Origin of the sequence: Treponema sp. UBA3813 (genome assembly GCA_002368605.1) — a bacterium.
Taxonomy (GTDB): domain Bacteria; phylum Spirochaetota; class Spirochaetia; order Treponematales; family Treponemataceae; genus Treponema_D.
This window is the reverse complement of record DFEB01000029.1, coordinates 1-17,237: the sequence shown is the minus strand read 5'-3', so window position 1 is coordinate 17,237 and position 17,237 is coordinate 1. Positions and strand designations below refer to the sequence as shown.

Sequence of the window (17,237 nt, the reverse complement as noted above, 5' to 3'; positions counted from 1 at the left end):
TTTTATTGGAACTCTATCGAGAAGCCTGCACCGTGGGGAACCATGTTGCGGGCTTTTATTTTTGCTCCCAGTGCCGTGCAGAGGGTTTGGGCGATTGCAAGGCCCAGTCCTGAGCCGGCAATTTTTCGGGAATGGGCTTCGTCGGCACGGTAGAATCGCTCGAAAAGATGGGGCAAGGATTCCTGGCTAAAGCCCGGCCCGTCATCGCTTTGTTCGATGACAACACGGTTTCCTTCTTTTTGGGCAGACATGCGGATTGTGCAGGAGCCGCCGGCGTATTTTACGCTGTTTGTGATAAGAACCGTGAGAATTTGGTGGAGCATTTCCGAGTCCGTGTTAAGAATAATGCCATTGTCTTCCGTGAAAATCTGTAATTTTGGCGCAAATGCCGCCGCTTCTTCCCGAATCCAGGAAAACAGAGCGCTGACAGCGACTTCTGAAATCTGGGGTTTGATTCTGCCGCTTTCAATGCGGGAAATTTGGAGCAAATTCGCGATGATTGCCTGCATGGTTTTGGCTTCGGTTTTGATGGCGTTAAGGGATTTTTCAAGCTGTTCGGGATTGTCCTTTCCCCAGCGGAGAAGAAGGCCAGTCTGACCGGAAATTACCGTAAGTGGCGTGTTCAGTTCGTGGGAAACATCGCTGGAGAATTGCCGCTCCCGCTCAAAGTCCTTTTTTATGCGTGCGAACAGTTCATTGAATGTTTTTGAAAGCTCATCAAGTTCATCACCGTAAGAGCTTATTGGAAGTTCCGAAAGATTTTCAATCGTTATTGACTGCGCTTTTTGTGTAATTTCTCTGACTGGCTTAATCGTATTTCTTATAATGAAGAAAGAAACAAAAAAAGAAAGAATGAGGATTGGAATCACCATAAAAAGCACGGCAAGCGGCAGGGTGGCAAAAATTGACGCCGTTTCATTCATCTCCATATCCTTTGCAAGGGCCACAACTACGAGGGAATTTTTTATCGAATGTGTTTTCGCAAAATAAATGATGTTTAAATCGCCGTCAAAAAAATAATCTTTTTCAAAAAAATGTTTAACTTTCCCCTTTGAATCAGGCAAAAACGGCAAAAAGGGATCATTTGTCGCAATGAGATTTTGATTTTTTGCATCGTAAACAATGTATGTAAGATAATATGGAATTTCTGAAATCGCCCCCAACTTTCCTGCAAGATTACGGCTTGCATTTTTCCCTTTATAAAAATCTTCGAGCGCAAAGAATACAGCCGATTCAGCCTTTTTGAGTTCAAGCCCCTGAGCCTTGTCAACGAGTGAACGGGTGAAAAATAAGAAACCCAGAGACAGAAGCATGATGGCGGCAGTCAGAGTGAACATAAAACGCAGGGCAAGCCGCGCTGAAAAAGACTTGAAGAAACGATTCGCCATTTGTTAGACCATCATATAGCCGACGCCACGCACTGTTTTTATGAATTCCTCTTTCGTATGCTCAGCAATTTTTGCTCGGAGATAGCCGACATAGACATCGACCGTGTTTTCATCGATATAATGACCCTCGCCCCAGATTTCGTCAATTATAGCCGAACGGGAAAGAGCCTTGTTCTGATGATCGATAAAACACTTCAGCATAAGGAATTCTGTTTTTGACAGCTGGATTTCCGCATTTTCGACAGAACAACTCATGCGGTCAGTGTTGAGAGAAAGATTTCGGACAGAAATCGCCCCTGCCGCCCCTTTTATCGCATTGATTCTTCGGAAAAGCGCATTTATACGGGCAAGTAATTCTTCGATTTCAAAAGGCTTGGCTATATAATCATCAGCTCCTGCATTCAATCCTGTAATTTTATCGACAGTTTCACCACGAGCCGTCTCAAGGATAACGGGCACATTTGAAACCGCACGAATCCGACGGAGAACTTCAAGTCCGTTTAATTCAGGAAGCATAATATCAAGGAGAACTAAATCTGGCTTCTCTGACTCAAACATTTCCAGTGCCTGCCGACCAGTTTGGGCAAGCAATGTTTTAAATCCCTCATGCTCTAGTTCGGGAAGAATAAAATCCGCGATACCTTTGTCATCCTCAACAATCAGAACTTTAATTCCCTGTAATTTTTCATTTTCCATTATTTACCCCCGGAATTATGAAAAAGATTTTTGACTTCAACTGTTTCCAGTTTTGTACCGTCAAAAGCCTCAACATTTTGAATTGTCAAAGAAAAAAATTTCTCTTTCACAGGAAGAGTGAGCCTTATCGTATCACCTTTTTTGTTGAAAGAAAGTTTTACGCTCTCTGAAATAGGACTACCATCAAGTAAAAAGGAAGAAGCAGAAAATGAGAGAGGATTGACGCTCTGGTTAAAGGCAATTTCGACAATTACCTGAGAATCCGAAATCCGCTCTGTTTTTATATTTTCCAAAAGAAAATCACCGTTTTCAGAAAGCATTCTGTTGCCACGATAGTAAATGATTTCCGGCTCGGAAGGTTTCTCGTTATCGATTTCCTCGATGTTTTTAGATTCACTATTTTTATTTTCGCTGAGACTACGGCCTGAAACTGATGTCCCCCTACCCTTTTTCAAGGTTGAATTTGAAGGCGCTTTTTTTGCAGGAGGATTGCGTTTTGGCTCTGGAGAAGGACGCCGCCCCCCGCTCGGACTGCCATGACCGCCGCCAGCTCCACCACTAGGGGCTGCAAAAACACAAAGTGAAAAAACTGAAAATATAAGAATCAGAACAGTTTTTTTCCAATTTCCCATAAAAGAGATTATATGACAGAGGAGGCAAAAAATAAACATAACTTTTCATAAGCCTTTTCTTAATTTTTTCTTAGCATTTTTTAAGGATTCTATATTGCCGCAATGTTAAATTTAAGAAAAAAGGGGCACTATATGAAATCAAAATTTTTCGTCACTATTTTTGCTATTGTTTTTTTTACGAGTTGCGCCAATTCTGTTGATGAAACAAAAAACAGTGCGGCAGCTGTCATTATCTCAAGTTCATCGCTTATAACAGATGACGGAAGCAGCACGAACTATACTGATGAAACAGAAGCCGAGGCAGGCGGATATGTTTCGGAAGACTTGTACGAGAATTTTACGGCAGATGGAACAGTTTTTGTTAATTTTTTAGGAACAAGCGTAAATGCATACATTGGCAGTGATTCAGATTCAGTCGTAACGGCAAAAACCGAAGAAACAAGTATCGGAAAAATCTCTGGCACAAAAGTAACAATACTTCTTTCTGAGAACACCGAAGAAGATGAGGACAATGACATTGATGCGGCATCAAATGGAGTAATCTTACAGTACAAGGGAACAGGTAAGGTTAAATATGTGCTTTCAGGCGACTATACGGGTACAGTTTTTATCAAGAATAAAAAAGCTGACGCAGCCGTCGTATTAAACAATGCAAATATTACTAGTGAATCAGGCGCAGGTCCCGCACTTAGATTCAGTTCAGAAGTCCGTACATTCATAGTAATTCCAGAGGGAACGACAAATTCAATCACAGATACGAGACTATTAAACCAAAGCGCGACAATATACGACACGAAAAAAGGCTCTCTTTATGCGAAAGGTGCGCTTATCTTTACAGGGGAAGGTTCAACCGTCAGCGGCGGAAATCTATCCGTCGAAAACAAAGGCTACAAACACGCCATTTATTCAAAAGATTATGTCAGAATCGAAAATGTCACGCTTGATGTAAGCGTTTCTGGAACGACTGGCCGAGATTGTATCAGGGCATTGAATGCGGTAATCATTGATAACGGCAGGATTTCACTTACAGGCAATGGAACAATCACTGACGATGAAAGCGTTGGAATCAAAGTTGAGGGCGAGGATGCCGATGAAGACGATTTAACCCTTGAATATACTTCCGGGGCAGGATTTGTCATCATTAACGGCGGCACAATCGAAATCAAGACTGTGGCAAAGGGAATCACAGCCCACTGGAAGTCAAGTGAAAGCCTTATCGGAGATGAAAGCTACACTGAGACGGCAAATTCTTCAATTCTTTACTCGACATTCTTAAGCGGAACAAGCTATACATGCCCAAATCCTTATGTAGAAATCAACGGCGGTACTATTTCAATCACAACAAGCGGAACGCCATACGAAAACACAAGCACTGGAGAAAAATGCTCGCCTGAAGGAATCGAGGCAAAATCTGACCTCATAATAAACGCGGGAACGATTACGCTCAACTGTACAGATGATGCTCTCAATGCCGGCGGTGCAATCTACATTAATGGCGGGGCTCTTTACGCATATAGTTCAGAAAATGACGCAATAGACGCAAATGGAAGCAATGGAATTACGATAACAGGCGGCAAGATTGTTGCAATAGGCATTAACACTCCTGAATGTGCCTTCGACTGTGACAGTAATCCTTTGAAAATCACAGGCGGACTTCTCGTTGGTCTGGGAACAAACAATTACACTGAACCGAAAAATTGCTCTCAAAGCGTAGGAGTGATTTCTAATTCTTATTATGGAAGCGCAAACACGACTATGGCAATCACTGACTCAAGCGGAAATCCAGTTTTTGTATATACATTGCCTTCAAGCGTCGGCACAATCATGATTCTCTCATCACCAGAAATAAAGACTGGAACAACTTATACAGTAAAAAGCGGCGTGACAGCAAGCGGAGGTACTAAATTCCACAATTTGTACACTGACTTACCAAGTATTTCTGGCGGAACAAGCACGCTGAGCACATTTAAAACCACAAGTTCAAGTTTTGTGTACACAGCCTCAAGTGCAGGCAGCAACACAGGGGCAAAAGAAGGCGACAGACCCAGCGGCCGATAAAACGCTACTCTTCCTGGAGATTTTCCTTCATGGTGTAATCTTTGTCTTCATCAATCATTTTGAGCATTATGTCTGCGATGTCTGGATCAAAGTGAGTGCCTTTGCTTTTTTCAATGATGTCGCGGACAACCGCTTGCGGGCGGATTTCTGAATAAGAGCGTTTGCTCGTGAGCGCATCGTAAACATCTGCAACGGCGATAATGCGGGCTTCTTCTGGAATCTGGTAGCCTTTGAGATGGTCTGGGTATCCGCTTCCGTCAAAATGCTCGTGATGCCATCTGGCTCCAACAGCAAGGCTCGGCAAAGCCGTAATGTTTTTGAGGATTTGAAATCCTGCCATAGGATGCTCTTTTATTTCCTCAAATTCGTCAGCTGTGAGGCGGGAATTTTTACGAATTATGCTTCCTGCGACACCAATTTTACCGATATCATGAAGCAGCCCCATGTAGTAAATCTCTTCCTGCTCTTTTTCGGATTTTCCCATGCGGCGGGCAATTTCGGCAGAATATTTTGCGACACGGGCCGAATGACCACGCGTATAATGATCTTTCGCGTCTACAGTGCTTGAAAGCGCCTGCATAATTTCCCGCGTCAGTTTTTTGATTTGCCGAGTCTGTTTGTCAACTTCCAACTGAAGATTTTTTTGCAAAAGCGTAAGCTCAATTGTGTTCTTTACCCGCTGAAGAAGGACACCTGGAACAAGCGGATTTTTTGAAATAAAGTCGATAGCACCGTCATGCAAGCTTTTAATTTCTGTTTCATTATGCTCGTCACCAGTCAAAAAAATCACCGGTATGTGATGAGTCAGAAGGTTTGCCTTCAGGCGGTGCAATGTCTCAAGTCCGTCGATTCCAGTCATGTGAAAATCAAGTAGAATAAGATTTGGCGTGTGAGTTTTTACGAATTCAAGACATTCTTCACCGGAAGAAACCGTATGAACACTGTAGGAATTTTCGAGGATCCGCCGGGTCATTGAAAGAATCATTCGTGAATCATCAACAACCAGAACTTCCGATTTTCCCGAAAAAGAAATTTCTGCCTGATTTTCCATTTTTCTCTCCTATAGGCCTGCAGCCGAAAGCAATTTTTTTGTATAAGAATGCTCAGGGTTCTTCAGTAAATCGTCAGTTGATTTTTCCTCAACGATTTTTCCTTTATACATTACGCCTATGCGGTCTGCCATATATGCCACAACATTGAGATTATGAGAAATAAAGAAATATGTCAATTTGAGAGACTTTTGCATTCCCTTCAAAAGATTAAGAATCTGCGCCTGAATCAGCACATCAAGGGAACTCACACACTCATCGCATACGACAAATTCCGGACTCAAAATCATCGCGCTGGCAATGGCAACTCTCTGCCGCTGACCGCCACTCAATTCCGAGGGATATTTTTCAAGGGAGTCAAATGGCAGGCCGACGAGCGTTCTAATTTCGTTCACCAGCCTTTTTCTCTCTTCTTTTGCCTTTGCTGTTTTGTGAATTTTAAGCCCTTCTTCGATAATTGAGCCGATTTTGTGCTTGGGATTAAGGGAAGCGTAGGGGTCTTGGAAGACAATCTGCATTTTTTTTCGGAAATCGAGAAGATTTTTGCCCCTGAGCGAAGAAAGTTCCTCACCATTAAAAAAGATTTCCCCGGAAGTCGGCTTTTCAAGCGCGCAAATCATGTTGGCCAGAGTAGATTTTCCTGAGCCGGACTCGCCTACAAGTCCGTAAGTTTCTCCTTTTTTAATTGAAAGGGAAAGAGAATCAACCGCCTTAAGAGAAGAAGTCTTTCCGTAAGAGAAAATTTTCGTCAGATTTCTGCATTCAAGTATTTTTTCGCTCATAAAATCACCGTCCCTCCGAATTCAGCTGGGAATCTCTGATAAATGCGTCGAAAACAGGCAGTTTTTTATCCCTTTTTTGCAGGCTGGGAATGGCTTCAATCAGGGCACGGGTGTATTCATGTTTGGGATTCTTGAAAATTTCCTCAGTGGACGCGCTTTCTACGATTTTTCCCTTGTACATGATGTAAACGCGGGAACACAATTTCCGCACTACAGAAAAATCATGGGTTATCAAAAGCATGGAGATTTTTTTCTCGGCGCGGAGATTTTTAAGGATTGAGATAATTTCTTCTTGGGTAAGAACATCAAGGGCTGTGGTAGGCTCATCGGCAATCAAAAGCCGGGGATTGTTCATAAGGGCGCTTGCAATCATAACGCGCTGCTTCATGCCGCCAGAAAGCTCGTGGGGAAAACTCTGGAAAATCCGCTCAGTATCCTTTAATCCCGTGAGGCGGGCAAGTTCTTCTGAGCGAAGGCGGGCTTCTTCTTTTGAAAGACCGTGAACAAGTCCGCTTTCTTCGATTTGCCTTCCGATTTTTATCAAAGGATTTAGGGAAGTCATCGGCTCCTGAAAAATCATGGAAATCTCTTTGCCAGAAATTTTTCGGAAATCATCGTCGCTCAGTTTTGAAATCTTCCGCCCGCCAAAAAAGATTTCCCCGCCAGTGATTTTGATTTGCTCAGGCAGAAGATGCATGGCAGACAGAGAAGTCATGGTCTTTCCAGAGCCAGACTCGCCTACAAGAGCGACAAATTCTCCCTCGTCAACTGAAAGAGAGACATCATTAAGAATGGGAATCTTTTTTTTCCGCGAAGAAAATTCTGCTGACAGATGATTGATTTGAAAGAGCATGATTACTTTCCCCCCGATTCTGAAATGCCGTCAGCCAGCAGATTAAAACCCGTGACCAGAGCAGAAAGAAAAATCGCGGGAATGAGAACGCCTTTGGGGTCGCTGAAAATAAAACGCTGGGCATCGTTCAGCATCCGACCGAAACTTGGAGCTGGCGGTTGTATTCCCAAGCCAAGATAGCTCAAGCCCGATTCGCTTAAAATAGCGAGGGCAAAGGAAAGAGAGCAAGTCACCAGCAATTCCGGGAGAATATTCGGCAAAATGTGAGCCAGCATGATTCTGAGATTACCAGCTCCCCTAGCCCGTGCCGCCTTTACGAAGAGGGAATTTTTGTATTTGAGGAAACTTGCCCGCGTAATTCTGGTAAAGCGCGGAAGACTCATAAGGCAGAGGGCAAAAACCGTGATTTTCATGTCGCTTCCGAAAACGGCAATCATCATAAGGGCGAGTAAAATTCCCGGAAAAGACATTTGCACGGAAACCAGCTTTTGAATAATCAAATCAAGCCAGCCGCCAAAATAGCCAGAAAGCGAGCCGAGCAAAAGTCCTGAAAGCCCTCCAAAAATCATTACGACCAAACCGATTCCAAAAGAAATGCGGATTCCGGTTAAGATTCGGGAAAAAGTGTCCCGTCCGAGATGGTCTGTTCCAAAAATGTGCTGTGTCGAACAGGGGGCAAAACGCGCCGCCGAATCAGTGGCGTTGGGATCATAAGGAAGGAAGAAAAAGCCTGAAATCATGAGAAAAAAGAAAAAAGCGACAAGACAGAATCCGAGCAAAAATGACTTGTTGGAAAAATATTTTTTCATGCCCCAGCTCCTTGAGGATTTTCCTCCCTGTGAATCCTAAGGCTGATGCGCGGGTCAATCAGAGAATAAAGAAAATCCACCGCAAGATTACAGAAAAGCGTAATCAGGGCAAGATAGAGGACAAGCCCCTGAATTAAGGGAAAATCCCGTGTTTGAATCGATGAAGCAATAAGACGCCCGATTCCCGGAAGAGAAAAGACATTCTCAATGATAATACTTCCACCCAAAATCTCAACCATAATGAGTCCCAGCGTAGTAACTGAGGGAAGAAGGGCATTACGGAGAATATGCCGTCGGATGACCAAAGCCTCGCTCAATCCCTTGCTCCGTGCAGTACGAACATAATCCTGCTTTGCCTCACCGAGAATGCTGGTCGTCGTGTAGCGGGCAAGAATGGCGCCAGAACCGAGGGCAAGTGAAAGTGCTGGAAGTGCAAGAGAATGAAGCCATGAAAAAAAATCTTCCGAAATAGGCACATAGCCCATAGTCGGAAAAAGACCAAGATTCACTGAAAAAACAAGAATCAGGAGCAAGGCCGTACAAAAAGAAGGAACTGAAAACCAGATTTGCTGAATCGACATAAGAGGCTTACACAGAGCAGACTTTCGGATGTAGGCATAAAAGAATCCGAAAAAATACCCGATAAAGACCGTAAAAATAAGCGTAACGAGGGCAAGGCTCAGGGTGACAGAAAAACTTCCGCCAATCAGTTTGGAAACGCTCTGATTGTATTGATAGGAAACTCCCAAATCACCACGAATTGCGCCGCCAATCCAGGAAAGATAGCGTTGGCCTATGCTCTTGTTCAAGCCCATTTTTGATTCCAGAGCCTGCACTTGGGCAGAGTCAGCTTCGGGGCCCAAAATGGCAAGGGCAGGATTTCCCGGAAGCAACTGAAAAACGAAAAAAGTGAGAAGTGAAATCAAGAAAAGCGTCGTTATAAAATCAAGAGCCTTCTTTATATAAAACTTCATTTACTCAAAATACATTTTCGCAAAATTGTAGAAAAGCACGGGATAGGTCTCATAGCCCCGTACATCTTTTCGGAGCAGAACCGTGTTATTCGGATCGGCAATAAAAACGGCAGGTGCTGATTTCGTAAGCAACTCCTGACAGTATTTGTAATATTTCACACGCTTGGCATTATCCGTTTCAAGTTCAGCTTTGTCAAAAGTTTCATCGAAAACAGGATTGTTGTAGCGGGTAAAATTGCGCTTGTAAGAAGAATAGTATCGGCGGAGCACTTCGGAAGGCTCCAGTTTTCCGGCAAAAGCTATTACCGTCGCCTGATAATCAAATTTTGTGTAAACCTGATCAAGCCATGTCGTCCATTCAACTGTTTTAATTTTACAGCGGATGCCGATTTGTTCCAGCTGTTTTGCAATGATTTGAGCCGTATCGACATGAATGCGGTAGTTCCCTGGCACAGTGATTTCAAGGTCAAAGCCATTACCATATCCTGCTGAAGCAAGAAGAGATTTAGCCTGATTTATATCATTTTTGTAGACTTCAGAAAGACGATCGTTATAGTAGGCACCCAAAATCGGGGAAAAATTACTGTAAAGTTTGGTTCCAAAGCCGCCCATTGCACCGTCAATAATTTCATCCTTGTTTACAGCCATTGTGATTGCCTGCCGAACAAGGGGATTGTCCAGAGGTTTGACAGAATTATTCAAGCCCAAAACCTGAACCATATTCTGCGGGGCAGAGAAAAGTTGGAATTTTTTTTCGAGCGTTCTCGCATTTTCCGCAGAGAGCATCTGTCCGATATCAAGTTGTTTTGACTGTAATGCGGAGAGAATGGCGTTTTCGTCTGACATGACATAGATTTCAATCCGGGGAATTTTCGGCTCATTCTCTTTGTTCCAGTAATTCTCGTTCTTTTCAAGCACAACTTTTTGGTGAAGCTGATATTCCACGAATTTGTATGCGCCAGTACCGATTGGCTGCTCTGCGTGATTCGTGTAGCCCACTGGAAGAATCGGGCAAATATTCAAAGCCAAAAAACCACCGTTCTGGTACTTCAATGTAATAGTGAATGTTTTTTCGTCTGGAGCGGAAAGGCTTTCGATTGAGCGCATCATCATGTCAGAGCGAACTGAATTTCCGTTCAAACCGGCAAGGTTCTCGTAAGTGTAAAGGCAGTCCGCGCTTGAAAAATCAGCACCGTTGTGGAATTTTACGCCCTGCCGCAAATGGAATGTATAAGTAAGTTTGTCGTCAGAAATTTCATACGACTCAGCAAGGGCAGGATGAAGGGCGCCCTTTTCGTCAAAGGAAAGAAGACCGTCAAAAATATTGTAATAAATCGCAGCCGTGTCCGCCGCAGCCGATTCCCATGGGAAGAAAGAATCTGGTTCAGAAGCAACATTGACTCGGAGAACATTTTTTGAATTCTTCCCGAAACAAGACATAAAAAAGAAGGCTGAAAAAAGCGCAAGCGCAAAAAGTATTCTCTTCATAGTCTGTCTATAATAACATGTGGCGAAAAAATTAACAACACAGTACAATATAGGCAATGAAAATCGTAATCGTTGGCGCAGGATTCACTGGCACTCAGCTTGCGAAACGCCTTATCAATGGAAAAAATGATGTCGTTCTCATCGACAATGACGAAGATGTTGTCCGTCACGCTTCAAACCGCCTTGACTGCAATGTGATTCAGGCGGACGGAAACAACCTTGACACTCTGGAAGAGGCCGGAATCGAAACGGCAGATGCCCTTGTCTGCGTAACTTCCAACGATGAAGTCAACATGATTACCTGCTCTCTGGTGGATTCAGTCTACCCCAATATCTTAAAAATTGCCCGTGTGCGAAATTACGCCTACTATGTGAACACCAGCACGGCAACGCAAAAACACGCCAGCAAACTCTCCAGCGAAAACCGCCATCTTTACGGAATCGATTACATGATTCACCCTGATGTTGAGGCGGCTGAGGCAATCGTGGCGGCTGTCGAGCACGGAGCGATTACAGATTCCCTTCAATTTGAAAATTCCACTTTTGAGCTTATCCGGGTCACCGTTGAGCCGGGCAGCCGTCTTGACGGAATCGCCCTGCAAAATATGAGAAAACTCACCGAAAAAAAATTCGTCGTGGGTTATGTCGAAAGCGAGGGAGAAACTTCCCTGCCCAGCGGTGGCACAATCCTGCACGGGGGAGATTGTCTTGGTATCCTCATGCACAGGGTTGACTTGCCCGAAATGCTTGCTCTCTGTGGATCAAAAGTTAAGGATGTCAAAAAAATCGCTCTGGTTGGAGCAAACCGTATCGGCACAATCGTAGCAGAAAGGCTGATTCGCAAAAAGGTAAGTAAATTCGCAAAATTCTTCGGATTAAAATCAAAAGCCTCACAGGATTTCGTAATAGTTGACTCAAACGAAGCCAATGCAAAGGCGGCCAGCGAAAAATTCCCCGGCACACGCGTTTTCTGCGCTGATGTCACGGAAGAAGGCTTTGTGGAAGAAGAAGGAATCGACAAATTCGACCTGGTAATCTGCGCCACTCAAAATTACGAGCTGAATATGGTCATGGCGGCCTACATTGAGTCCCTTGGCGTGGAAAACAGCATCGTCTTGGTGGCGAATTCTGCCTTCGGGGAAGTGGCCCGCAAAATCGGAATAGAAGTTCCAGTTCCAATCCGGGATTCAGTTGTTGACAGCATAATGAGCCACCTCAGGGGCGATAGCGTAACCGGAATCCACTCAGTAAACGGAGGCTCCCTTGAAATCGCCGAAATCACGATTCCAGAAAACAGCGAAGTCAAAGGCAAGGCCCTGAAAGACATAGCCGAAAACGGAAAATTCCTTCTTTTACAGGTGCAAAAAAAAGGCGAGGAAAGCTATTCGATTCCAGTGGGAAGCACAGTTTTGGACGAAGGCGACAAAATCATTTTGATTATCAACGCCAGCGAAAACGAGACCGTCATGAAGAAATTCGGCACGGAACTGTAGGAAAGGGAAAATGGCACAAATCTTTGTTTTTGCTCGGCTGATTTTTATCGTTCTCTCCATTGTGGGACTTTCCCTTATCGTTCCCATTCTCACGGCCCTTTCTTGCGGCGAATTTTCCGTCATTCCGAGTTTTGCGCTTCCTCTGGCATTTTCGCTTGCCGTAGGCTTGATTTTTTTCTTCGCGGGAAAAAAGACCACGATAAAATTCTCGATTCGGAGCGTTTTCGCCTTTGTCGCCCTCGCATGGATTTCAATCAGCGTCTTCGGCACGATTCCTCTTTTGGCAAGCGGCAGTCTTCCCACTTTTCACGACGCGCTTTTTGAGAGCGTTTCCGCCTTTTCCACCACCGGAGCCACGGTTCTTTCTGATGTGGAAGCCCTTCCCCGCTCAATCAATTTGTGGAGATGCCAAATGCACTGGCTGGGCGGCATGGGAATCATCGCCCTTACCGTTGCCCTTCTTCCCCTCCTGGGTGTGGGAAGTTTTCAGCTCATAAAAGCCGAGAGCACAGGCCCCGAAAAAGGAAAAATCACGCCAAAAATGGCCAGCACGGCAAAGACCCTCTGGTTTTTGTACACAGGATTCACTCTGGCTCAGTTCATCGCCCTTAAAATCTGCGGTCTTGATGTAATCGACTCCCTTTCCTACGCATTTTCCACGCTGGGAACGGGCGGTTTTGCCACAAAAAACGCCAGCATCGGAGCATACAATTCTCTGGCGGTGGAAATCGTCTGCACGGTCTTCATGTTCCTCGCGGGAATTAACTTCAGCCTCTATTTTTATGTGATTACCGGCAAATTCGATGAAGTCAGAAAAAATTCCGAATTAAAGGCATATCTCTCGCTTTTTGCCCTCTGCGTGATTGTAATCGCCATCGTCCTGATTCCCCATTACGGCTCCTTTGCCCGCGCCCTCCGCTATTCAAGTTTTCAGGTGGCAAGCGTTATGACCACCACGGGATACGCCACGGCTGATTTCACGACATGGCCTCCCGCCGCCCAGTATTTTATCTTCCTGCTCTTTTTTACAGGCGGCTGCTCCGGCTCAACTTCCGGCGGCTTTAAAATCATCCGCTGGGTCGTCCTTAAAAAGCAGGCCTGGAACGAAATGCTCCGAATGTTGCACCCCCACGGCGTTTTTACAGTGAGCCTGAATCAAAAAGCCGGACGCAAAGATTTGGTTTTCAATGTTGCGGCATTCACTTTCGTCTATTTTATGCTGGTTTTCGCCACCACGATGATCAGCACTTTCTGCGGTCTGGACATTTTCACCAGTTTTACGGCAAGCCTCTCTATGGTGGGAAATGTAGGCCCCGCTTTCGGAAGTCTGGGCCCCAGCGAAAATTACGGTATAATCTGCCCCTTCCTCAAATACTGGTATTCTTTCGCCATGATTGCAGGCCGCTTAGAGCTTTATAATCTGATAATTTTCCTTTTCCCGGATTACTGGAAGAAATAACTAAAACCAGCCGTATAAAATCGTTATGCTGCACTGGAAGCATTCATATTAATGCTTTTGACAATAGCAAAAATTCTGTTCTGAGCCGCACTGCCAAATAAAGTGAAAAACTTAGGTCGGTCAAAGGGGGCTCGTCCTTTCATAAGGGCTTCCATGTTGATTTCGCCCTGTTCCACAATAATATCAATAAGGCGTTGAACGAATTCAATCTGCAAGGCATTCATGTTTGCGTCATTGATGAAGTCTGCAAAATAATCATTTATTGCGTCTTTATCCATTTTTGTCGCCCGGCGGATGAATACACCAAGTGTTTTTCCTTCTGCAAGCTGGTCAAACATTTTTTCGTCGCCCAGTTCTTCTTTGAAAATGTGATTGAGGCTTTCAAAGTCGTCTTTTGTAAGAGGCTGGTTTGTGCGTAGCTTATTGATTGCGCCGTCTTTCATGTGCTCGCAAAGGTAGGCGTCAACCTTCTTCTTGTACTCTTCAAAATTGTCTGCGGGACTTGGATTTTGACTTCCTTCAGGTATGTCAACGAGCTTTATGTTATCATCATAATCAACAAAAATCGGGTCGGCATGAGTATTATCTACAGAGAACTGTGCCAGTTCCCGAATCTCTTTGCGGATTTCCTCGTAATCAAGAACATGTAATTCATCGTAATATGAACTGAGGGAAAGACGCTGTAATCTAGGCAAATGGTCGCGCACTGCCTTGATTGAAGTTTTCTGCAAAAGTTTTTCGGCAACAGTCTTGATTTTTGAACGGTAAAGATTTATCGGCTGGGCGGATAATTGGGCTTCCATTATTCCGTAGCAGAAATTGTCAAAACCTTTAGCATAACTGTCTGCTTCTTCGTTAAAAACCAGAGGCGCAATGTGCTTTGAAAGATTGAGTACATCTTCATCAGACAGGCATTCAAAACTTTTTTCATTCTGGAATTTCGTCACATGCTTTAGCACAAGGTGGACAGGAGTGAGTTTTGTGTTTAATGCAGAAATCTGTGCGTGAACTTCTTTTACAAGTTGCTCCCGGTAAGTAAGAAAGAGATTTTGAGATTCCGAATCAAGTTCGGAATGACATAAATTTTTTGAGTCCTGCAGAAGTTTGATAACCGCACATTTATGAGCAAAAATACGCTCGCTTACAGATTTTCCAGAAGCACCTTCAATGCCGTTCTTTTCCTCGCGGAAGAATTCAAAGTTTCTCAGGTAATCAAAAATGTAGAAATATTTCTTTCCTACATAAGAACCGGTTTCATCTGTGCAGACAAGATTTGGAGCAAGGCGGGTGCCGCGGCCAATCATCTGCCAGAACTTAATCTTACTTCGAATCTTTTTATAGAAAACAAGATTTACAACTTCAGGAATATCAACGCCGGTATCAAGCATATCAACACTTACAGCAATTTGTAACTGAGAATCGGATTTCTTGAATTCTTTGATTGTCGATTTTACTTTTGAATCGTCACAGACAATTCGCTGACACATCTTGCCCTTATACTGCGGCCAGAATTTATCAAAAGTATCTACAATGTGCTGGGCATGATTTTTGTTATAGGCAAAAATGATTGTCTTACCAAGCCTGTCACCGCCTCCGGTTTTAATACCTTTTGTCATTAAGTCTTCAAGAACCTGGCGAGTTGTATCTTCATTGAATACATATTCGTTAATTGCCTTTGGGGGAATCTCCTCAAAAGGTTCTTCGCTTTCTTCTTCCTGGCGGCGGACCTTTTCTAAATCTTCTTCGCTAAGATTATCTTTGTTGATTCCTTCGTCAAGGAATGTTGAAGTCTTTTCAATTGCGTGGTATGGCACAAGGAAGCCAGCATTAACGGCAGTTTCGTATTCGTAAACATCTGTGGGGACGTCATCCTGCAATTCAAAGAATTCAAAAGTTGATTTGTCTACATCACGGCGGGGAGTTGCGGTAAGACCGACAAGATACGCATCAAAGTATTCGAATATTGCTCGGTATTTCTTAAAGATGGAACGGTGGGCTTCGTCAACAATAATCAAATCAAAATGGGCGGGCGTAAATGTTCTGTTTCCGTCTTTGTTTTTCTCGGTGTCGATGGCATTTAAAATCGTGGGGTAGGTGCTGAAGACGATGCGTGCGCCTTTGTTCTCGGCCTTGTCCTTTGGGTCAAGAAGATTGCAGACAGTTACATCAGGGCAGTTCTCCCGGAAGGCATCATAGGCCTGTTCCACAAGCTGGATTCGGTCTGCAAGGAAGAGCACATTTGAAACATAATGTCCGCGGCTTAAAACATCTACAATGCTGATTGCAGTTCTGGTCTTTCCGGTTCCTGTTGCCATGACAAGGAGAAATTTTCGGATGCGCTTTTCCATCTCGGAGCAAATGGAACGGATAGCCTTCATCTGGTAAGGCCGGCCTGAAATTGACCTGTTGATTTGCACATGATTCAAATCTACAAGAAGACTGCGCCTGTCCATGAGCTTCTGCAAGTCGACCATTGCAAAAATCATGCTCACTGAGCGGGGAGCATATTGAGTGTCGTCCCAGAAAAAAGTTTCAAAACCGTTGGTGTAGAAGATGAATGGGCGGCGTCCGAATTTCCGTTCAAGGCAGTCGGCATACAGGACTGCCTGTTGTTTTCCCACATTCGCATCCTTCGTTGTCTTTTTCGCCTCCACAACGGCAAGGGGCGAACCGTCTTTTCCAAAGAGAGCGTAATCAATAAAGCCTATCTTTCCCTTAATGCCTTCCATATCATCGACTTTGTATTCTTCCACAACCTGAACGCCGTCAATCCGCCAGCCCAGAGTTTTTAGGTCTTCGTCAATGAACATCTTTCGTGTCTGGAACTCGCTAAGGTCTTCAACTTTAAGCTCCGGTTTTGCAGAAGGATTTTCTTTATTGCTCTGGATGGAAGAAAGAGCCTGAGCAAGCTGCTTTTTCAATTCTTCGATTGTATTGTCTTTTGCCTCGATTTCTTTTTTGAACGCTTCAAGAGATGCTGAATCTTTTTCAGCATGACGCTCCTGCGGCTTTTTTACGGCAACCACTACCTTGTTCTTTGGAATTGCCTCTTCGCTGAAAGTGCGCTGCTGGTAGGCAGAGCCGTAAGTATAATCAAGCCAGTTCAGAAAATTAAAAAGTGCCTTTAAGGAAAGAAGCACATATTTCTTTTCCACCGCCAGCGTGTCATGAACGCCGCTGTTTCCCACTTTGATGACAAGCTGCATGTCGTGGCGGATATTTGAAGGAACGGCATTTACAAAACTTGATTCGTGAACAAGAACTTGAATAGAATCGTCATAAGGCTTATGTAGGTCCGAATCAACTGAATACATCCATTTTACAGCCTGCTCCAAAGACTTACGGGCGGCAAATGCGGCAAAAACGGTATTTTTATTGTATTGAAGCTCCGCCTGAACTGCCATCTGGCTAAAGGCAGAATAGTTCGTATCATAAGTTAAGAAATCAAAGTTCGCCATAAACTGCTTTCCTTTTGTTAAGATAACACCCATTTATTATACAACCTTTTCAGGCTATTTGCTATTTCAAATTTTGATTTGTCGATTTGTTGGACGAA

Annotated in this window: 13 protein-coding genes; 3 read left to right on the top strand and 10 right to left on the bottom strand. The window is 44.0% G+C overall.

All coding sequences use genetic code 11. The annotated features are described in order from the left end of the window. Window positions 1–2 precede the first annotated feature (2 nt). The 3 genes from B2089_RS04470 to B2089_RS04460 are packed head-to-tail and all read right to left on the bottom strand — an operon-like array spanning window position 3 to window position 2,716. Window positions 3–1,388 carry a sensor histidine kinase gene (locus B2089_RS04470; protein WP_296321726.1) on the bottom strand — a complete coding sequence of 462 codons (1,386 nt, stop codon included), beginning with the start codon at window positions 1,386–1,388 and terminating at the stop codon, window positions 3–5. Between the two features lie 3 nt (window positions 1,389–1,391). Beyond that, the gene (locus B2089_RS04465) at window positions 1,392–2,084 is read right to left on the bottom strand and encodes a response regulator transcription factor (protein WP_296321722.1); all 693 of its coding nucleotides are present in this window, start codon (window positions 2,082–2,084) and stop codon (window positions 1,392–1,394) included. Continuing rightward, the gene (locus B2089_RS04460) at window positions 2,084–2,716 is read right to left on the bottom strand and encodes a hypothetical protein (RefSeq protein ID WP_296321720.1); all 633 of its coding nucleotides are present in this window, start codon (window positions 2,714–2,716) and stop codon (window positions 2,084–2,086) included. The genes B2089_RS04465 and B2089_RS04460 overlap by 1 nt, the downstream gene beginning before the upstream one ends. 132 nt (window positions 2,717–2,848) lie before the next feature. Here B2089_RS04460 and B2089_RS04455 point away from each other — a divergent pair, with 132 nt between their 5' ends. Next, on the top strand, window positions 2,849–4,774 hold the full coding sequence (locus B2089_RS04455; protein ID WP_296321718.1) for a carbohydrate-binding domain-containing protein: 1,926 nt from the start codon (window positions 2,849–2,851) through the stop codon (window positions 4,772–4,774). A 4-nt stretch (window positions 4,775–4,778) separates the two neighbouring features. Here B2089_RS04455 and B2089_RS04450 read toward each other — a convergent pair whose 3' ends face one another. Genes B2089_RS04450 through B2089_RS04425 form a run of 6 tightly spaced genes read right to left on the bottom strand, consistent with a single transcriptional unit; the run spans window position 4,779 to window position 10,729 of the window. Then, window positions 4,779–5,825, bottom strand: coding sequence for an HD domain-containing phosphohydrolase (locus B2089_RS04450; protein WP_296321706.1), 1,047 nt, complete (start codon window positions 5,823–5,825; stop codon window positions 4,779–4,781). A gap of 9 nt (window positions 5,826–5,834) precedes the next feature. Further along, window positions 5,835–6,605: an ATP-binding cassette domain-containing protein gene (locus B2089_RS04445; protein WP_296321702.1), complete on the bottom strand. Its 771-nt coding sequence runs from the start codon at window positions 6,603–6,605 to the stop codon at window positions 5,835–5,837. A 4-nt stretch (window positions 6,606–6,609) separates the two neighbouring features. Next, on the bottom strand, window positions 6,610–7,458 hold the full coding sequence (locus B2089_RS04440; protein ID WP_296321699.1) for an ABC transporter ATP-binding protein: 849 nt from the start codon (window positions 7,456–7,458) through the stop codon (window positions 6,610–6,612). A gap of 2 nt (window positions 7,459–7,460) precedes the next feature. Next, window positions 7,461–8,267 (bottom strand): ABC transporter permease, encoded by an 807-nt coding sequence (locus B2089_RS04435; protein WP_296321695.1) that lies wholly within the window; start codon window positions 8,265–8,267, stop codon window positions 7,461–7,463. Then, on the bottom strand, window positions 8,264–9,241 hold the full coding sequence (locus tag B2089_RS04430) for an ABC transporter permease (protein WP_296321691.1): 978 nt from the start codon (window positions 9,239–9,241) through the stop codon (window positions 8,264–8,266). Before B2089_RS04430 ends, B2089_RS04435 begins: the two co-directional genes overlap by 4 nt. Further along, on the bottom strand, window positions 9,242–10,729 hold the full coding sequence (locus B2089_RS04425; protein WP_296321688.1) for an ABC transporter substrate-binding protein: 1,488 nt from the start codon (window positions 10,727–10,729) through the stop codon (window positions 9,242–9,244). Window positions 10,730–10,785: 56 nt separating this feature from the next. On the opposite strand from B2089_RS04425, the gene B2089_RS04420 reads away from it, so the two are divergent. Both B2089_RS04420 and B2089_RS04415 read left to right on the top strand, forming a co-directional pair. Further along, window positions 10,786–12,222: an NAD-binding protein gene (locus tag B2089_RS04420; protein ID WP_296321685.1), complete on the top strand. Its 1,437-nt coding sequence runs from the start codon at window positions 10,786–10,788 to the stop codon at window positions 12,220–12,222. Window positions 12,223–12,232: 10 nt separating this feature from the next. Further along, entirely contained in the window at window positions 12,233–13,681 is a 1,449-nt protein-coding gene (locus B2089_RS04415; protein ID WP_296321682.1) for a TrkH family potassium uptake protein, read from the top strand. Between the two features lie 23 nt (window positions 13,682–13,704). On the opposite strand, the gene B2089_RS04410 is transcribed toward B2089_RS04415, so the two are convergent. Beyond that, window positions 13,705–17,139 (bottom strand): DEAD/DEAH box helicase family protein, encoded by a 3,435-nt coding sequence (locus tag B2089_RS04410; protein ID WP_296321679.1) that lies wholly within the window; start codon window positions 17,137–17,139, stop codon window positions 13,705–13,707. Window positions 17,140–17,237 lie beyond the last annotated feature (98 nt).